The sequence below is a fragment of the Teichococcus deserti genome, from assembly GCF_001982615.1.
GTDB lineage: Bacteria > Pseudomonadota > Alphaproteobacteria > Acetobacterales > Acetobacteraceae > Pseudoroseomonas > Pseudoroseomonas deserti.
In genome coordinates this window covers 1-4,630 of sequence record NZ_MLCO01000097.1, presented here as the reverse complement: position 1 = coordinate 4,630, position 4,630 = coordinate 1, and the positions used below count along the sequence as shown (strand labels likewise).

Below are 4,630 nucleotides of genomic sequence, written 5' to 3'. Positions count from 1 at the left end.
GCGGCAGGGTGACCATGGCCGGCAGGATCGGTCCCGGCGCCACGGGGCGCGGCGCGGGGGCCGGCTCTGCGGCGACCGGGGCCGGTTGCGGCGGCGGGGCGGCCGGGATCGGCGCGGGTGCTGCGACGGGCGCCGCCGGCGTGGGGGCCGGGGCGGCGGCGGCGCTGGCCGCGACGGGAGTGGTCGGGACGGCGGGCTCCGCCTCGCGGCGGATCGGGCTCGGACGCGGCGGCAGGTTCAGGCGATGCGCCTTGCCCACCACGGCGTTCTTGGAGATGCCCATGCGTCGGCCGATCTCGGCCGTCGAATGTCCTTCGGCCCAGAGCGCGCGGAGCGCGTCGATAGCTTCAGCCGTCCAATCCATAGGCCTAAACTCCTGCCTCCACCACCATATACGGTAGTGAAACGGGGGGTGGTGGCACAAGATGCGGCAGGGAGCAGGACTCCAAAAAGGTGTGGAAAACCTCTGCCGCAAGTTAATTCGAGGTGATGGCGAAGTCGTAACAAAATGCGCTGGCGGGTGGCTCGGTTGCCTCGCCTGCCCAGGACCGGTTCCGATTTAGAACAGCAGGCCCTTGCGCAGCATGCCGTGCACGCCTTTCTCACCATTCACCGTCTGCGTCACGCGGAAATCGACCGCGAGGGAGCAGAACTGATACGCCTCTGCCGCAGAGATATTGGCCCGCGCCACGATGAAGGCGATCATCTCGCGCAGCGCCTGCTTCATCGCCAGGTCCAGGTCCTCGTGGATGCCCATGCTGATGTAGTGGGTGGGCGTCTCGGCGCGCGGGAAGGCCAGCGCCGGCTGGCGGGCGCCGCCGCCCTTCTCCACCGTCAGGCGGAAGCGGCCGGTCAGGCACATTTCGAGGGCGGTGATGCAGACCTCGCCGTCGCCCTGCACGCCATGGCCGTCGCCGGCGCTGAACATCGCCCCCGCGGTGTGGACCGGCAGCCAGAGCGTGGTGCCGGCGACCAGCTCCTTGTTGTCCAGGTTGCCGCCATGGGCACGCGGCTCCTTGGTGGAGATCTGGCCCCAGGCCTCGGGCGGCGCCACGCCCATCACCCCGAAGAAGGGCGACAGCGGCAGGGTCAGCCCGCCATGGTCCGGGCCGAAGGGCAGCCGGCAGGTGCGGGCCGCCTGGTCGACCGGGATGTGGATCAGGCGACGGTAGGGGAAGTCCTCGGGCAGGGTGCCGACCAGCGGGCGGAACAGGTTGTAGCCCCAGTCGGCGCCGGGCTCGATCGCCTCGATCTCGACGCGCAGCGCATCGCCCGGCTCGGCGCCGGCGACGGCGACCGGGCCGGTCAGGATATGCGGCCCGAGGCGCGGCACGCGGCCATCCTCGACCGCCGCATGGATCGCGGCCAGCGCCGGCGGCACGGTCAGGCCGCTGCCGGCGGGGGGCAGCACCTCGGCCGGGCCGGAGACGCATTGCATCACCACGCGGTCGCCCGAGGCGATGGTCAGCGCCGGGCCGAAGCCGGCGTCGAAGGCGCCCCAGCGCACCGTCTCCGGCGTGGCGTCGAGTTGATGCGTGGCGGACATGCGGCGCGGCTCCTTCTGGGGATGCCGAAGCTTCCCGGCGGGAGCGCCCGCGGTCAACCGGGCTTCAGCTCTCGATGAAGCCGCCCGACTGCCGGTGCCACAGCCGGGCATAGGCGCCGTCGGCCGCCAGCAGCTCGGCATGGGTGCCCTGCTCGACGATGCGGCCCTGCTCCAGCACCACCAGCCGGTCCATCCGCGCGAGCGTGGACAGGCGATGCGCGATGGCGATCACCGTCTTGCCGGCCATCAGCCCGTCCAGCTGCTGCTGGATGGCGGCCTCGACCTCGGAATCCAGCGCGCTGGTGGCCTCGTCCAGCACCAGGATGGGGGCGTCCTTCAGCAGCACCCGGGCGATGGCGACGCGCTGGCGCTGGCCGCCGGACAGCTTGACGCCGCGCTCGCCGACATGGGCGTCGTAGCCGGTGCGTCCGCGCCAGTCCTGCACCTCGCGGATGAAGCCGTCGGCCTCGGCCTGGGCCGCGGCGCGCTCGATCTCGGCGCGGGAGGCCTCGGGGCGGCCGAAGCGGATGTTGTCGGCGATCGAGCGGTGCAGCAGCGCGGTGTCCTGGGTCACCACGCCGATGGCGGCGCGCAGGCTTTCCTGGGTGACGGCCGCGATCTCCTGGCCGTCGATGGTGATGCGGCCGGACTGGGGCGCGAAGAAGCGCAGCAGCAGGTTGGTCGCCGTGGTCTTGCCGGCCCCCGAATGGCCGACCAGCCCGACCCGCTCGCCCGGCGCGATATCGAGGGTGAAGTCCTGCAGGATCCCCCGCTCCGCCCCCGCATAGGCGAAGCCGACCCGATCGAAGCGGATATGGCCCTGGCTCACCCGCAGCGGCCGCGCGCCGGCGGCGTCGGGCGCGGTGGGCGGCACCGCGATGCTGCCGCTGGCCTCCTGCACCACGCCGAGATTCTCGAAGATGCCGGCGACGTTGAAGGCCACCCAGCCGGAGATATTGGCGATCTGCCAGGCCATCGGCAGGGCCGCCGCGACGATGCCCGGCCCGATCCGTCCGGCATCCCACAGGCTCAGCGCGATGGCGGCCATGGCGACCAGCATGGTGGCGTTCAGCGCCGAGAGCAGCAGCGCGTTCAGGGTCACCAGCCGCATCTGCCGCTGGAAGGCGGCGGTCAGGCCGAGGACGCCCTCGCGCACGAAGCTGTCCTCCTCCTCGGCGCGGGCAAAGAGCTTCAGGGTCAGGATGTTGGTGTAGCTGTCGACGATGCGCCCGGTCAGCAGGCTGCGCTGCTCGGAGGCGGCGCGGGCGCGCTGCCGCAGCCGCGGCACGATGAAGCGCAGCAGCAGGCAATAGGCGGCGAACCAGACCAGGATGGGCAGCGCCAGCCAGGCGTTGGCCGAGGCCAGGTAGAGCACCGCGCCGGTGCCATAGACCAGGATGTACCAGACGGCATTGACCGACTGCACCACGCTCTCGCGCAGCGCGGGACCGGCCTGCATGACGCGGTTGGCGATGCGGCCGGCGAAATCCTCCTGGAAGAAGGACCAGCCCTGGCGCACCACGTGCCAATGGCTCTGCCAGCGGATCATGCTGGTGACGCTGGCATTGATCGCCTGCTGGCCGATCAGGTTCTGCGCCAGGATGGCGGCCGGCCGCGCCAGCAGCAGCACCAGCGCCATGCCCAGCAGCTCGGGCCAGCGGCCCGCCAGCAGGGTGCCCGGCGCATGCTCCGCCAGCAGGGCGACGACGCGGCCGATGAAGACCGGGATCAGCGCATCGAGCAGCGCAACGCAGAGCCCGGCCAGGAAGAGCAGGCCGAACAGCGCCCGCGCCTGGCGGATGAAATAGCCGTAGAAGCCGAGCAGCCCGGGCGGCGGCGGCGCCGCTGGTACGGCGCTGCCGAGCAGACGGCTGGCCGGCTCGCCCGGGGCCGCCACGGGGTCGATGATTCGCTCGAAGATGCCATCTGCCATGTGGCGGCAGGCAGAACCGGAAGGCGCGGCCTGTCAAGCGCCGGGCGATGACAGGCCGCACCCTGGCGCCTCAGCCGAGGCCGAGGTCGCGATGCTCGGCGATGCCGAAATGCAGGTAGTGCTCCAGCGGATTGACGCCGGCCGCGGCGACATCCGGATTGGCCGCCAGATAGGCGTCGCCCGAGAAGGCGGCGCTGGGGTCGCGATGCTCGGCCCAGCCGAATTGCAGGTAGTGCTGCACCGGGTCGACCCCCGCCGCCGCCACGTCCGCGTTGCGGGCCAGGTAGAAGTCGACGTCGAACCAGGCATTCGGATCGCGTCCCTCCTGCCAGCCGTAGCGGTCGAAATGCGCCTGCGGGTCGAGGCCCGCCGCCGCCACGTCCGGGTTGCTGGCGAAGTAGAAGGCGGCATCCATCAGCGGGCCCTGCGGCGCCGTGGCATGCGGCGTGGCGGCGGCGACGGCGTTGTCCTGCGCCTGGCCGGTGGTCAGGTGGTGCAGCAGCGGATCGCCGTCGCCGGATGCCGGGTTCTCCGCCCGGTAGAGGCTGGTGGAGAAGGCCAGCGAGGGGTCACGCCCTTCCTGCCAGCCGTGCTGCAGGTAGTGCTGCAGCGGATCGATGCCGGCCGCCGCCACGTCGGGATTCTGGTTCAGGTAGTAGGTGACGTCGAAGAAGGCGTCGGGGTCGCGCCCCTCATGCCAGCCGAACTGCTGGTAATGCGCCAGCGCATCCATGCCGGAAGCGGCGACATCCGGATTCTGCGCCAGGTAGAAGGCGCGGTCGAAGCCTGGGCTCGGGAAATCGGCTGCGGCGCGCGGCAGGTTAATCACCAGCGACAGCGTGGCGGAAGGGTCGGAGGACAGCGCGCCCAGGCTGGCCACCGCCACCAGATCATGCGCACCACCGGCCAGCTCGGCCGTGGTGATGCGCCAATGGCCGTCCGCCGCCGTGGCGCTGCCCAGCACGGTGACGCCGTCGCTGTCATAGAGGGTGACCAGGCTGCCGCTCGCGGCTGTGCCCGACAGGCTGGGCGTGGTGTCGGCGGTGACGCCGTTGCCGGCCACGCCGGTGTCGCTGGCCGCTTCCAGCAGCAGGGTCGGCGCCGCAAGAGGCTGCGGATCCACAGGGGGATCCAGGGGGGGATCCAGGGGG

The 4,630-nt window shown here is 71.6% G+C and carries 4 protein-coding genes; all 4 read right to left on the bottom strand.

What is annotated here, in order from left to right; translation table 11 throughout:
- On the bottom strand, window positions 1-364 hold a 364-nt coding region (locus tag BKE38_RS12035), incomplete at its 3' end, for a GcrA family cell cycle regulator (RefSeq protein WP_242662330.1).
- A 195-nt stretch (window positions 365-559) separates the two neighbouring features.
- Window positions 560-1,546: an acetamidase/formamidase family protein gene (locus BKE38_RS12030; protein ID WP_076957558.1), complete on the bottom strand. Its 987-nt coding sequence runs from the start codon at window positions 1,544-1,546 to the stop codon at window positions 560-562.
- A gap of 64 nt (window positions 1,547-1,610) precedes the next feature.
- Window positions 1,611-3,479 carry an ABC transporter ATP-binding protein gene (locus BKE38_RS12025; protein ID WP_076957557.1) on the bottom strand — a complete coding sequence of 623 codons (1,869 nt, stop codon included), beginning with the start codon at window positions 3,477-3,479 and terminating at the stop codon, window positions 1,611-1,613.
- A 70-nt stretch (window positions 3,480-3,549) separates the two neighbouring features.
- Window positions 3,550-4,602: an Ig-like domain-containing protein gene (locus BKE38_RS12020; protein ID WP_076957556.1), complete on the bottom strand. Its 1,053-nt coding sequence runs from the start codon at window positions 4,600-4,602 to the stop codon at window positions 3,550-3,552.
- Window positions 4,603-4,630: the final 28 nt, after the last annotated feature.

Excerpts from the sequence above, each read along its gene's own strand:
- BKE38_RS12025 (WP_076957557.1), bottom strand. The coding sequence starts at position 3,479 with ATGGCAGATGGCATCTTCGAGCGAATCATCGACCCCGTGGCGGCCCCG.
- BKE38_RS12030 (WP_076957558.1), bottom strand. The coding sequence starts at position 1,546 with ATGTCCGCCACGCATCAACTCGACGCCACGCCGGAGACGGTGCGCTGG.